At 64.0% G+C, this 655-nt stretch carries 1 pseudogene; it reads right to left on the bottom strand.

The features are described from left to right. Positions 1-123: 123 nt before the first annotated feature. Positions 124-529: pseudogene (locus H7J89_RS12205) on the bottom strand (DDE-type integrase/transposase/recombinase); the annotation flags it as partial. Between the last annotated feature and the right edge of the window lie 126 nt (positions 530-655).

Here is a 655-nt window from a genome sequence, read left to right as displayed (position 1 = left end):
GCCGGCCGAGTACGCTGCGTCATGCAGGTGTACCCACATCCCAGTCGCCTGTGGCATCAACTGAATTCGAAACAACAAACCCGACTCTGGATCGGGGTGGACTCAGTAACGGGGACTCGCCAGTCCGGCATCAAAGTGACATGTCAAGCCTTCCAACAGGTTCCGCGTGACCATCGGGCCATCTCCAACGCGTCGAGCACCATCGTGGTGCGCATATGAGAGGCCACCCGCCAGCCCACGATCATCCGCGAGTAGACATCGGCGATGAAGCAGACATAGGCGACCCCGGACCAGGTCGGCCCGAACGTCAGATCGGTGACCCACAATTGGTTGGGCGCGGTCGCGCTGAACTTTCGCTGGACCAGATCTGGGTGGCGCGCCGCAGCCGGGTCCGGTGTGGTGGTGCGCACCCGCTTGCCGCGGCGCACCCCGTGGATGCCGGCGGCACGCATCAGCCGGGCCACCTGGTCGCGGCCGACGTCGCGCCAGCCCGATGTGCCGTTTTCCACAGCTTGCGAGCACCATAGACGGACGGGCCTTGACCCCGGATGGTGGACACGGGATTTGGATTAAGCAGCTTCTGGCAGCGTAGCGAATGTGTGGGTGTTTTCGTAGCTGGCCGGGCTGGAATAGCGGCAGCGGGAGTGCCTCCGTT

Source organism: Mycobacterium paraffinicum, assembly GCF_025822865.1.
Lineage (GTDB): Bacteria > Actinomycetota > Actinomycetes > Mycobacteriales > Mycobacteriaceae > Mycobacterium > Mycobacterium paraffinicum.
This window is presented reverse-complemented; position numbering and strand designations above follow the sequence as displayed.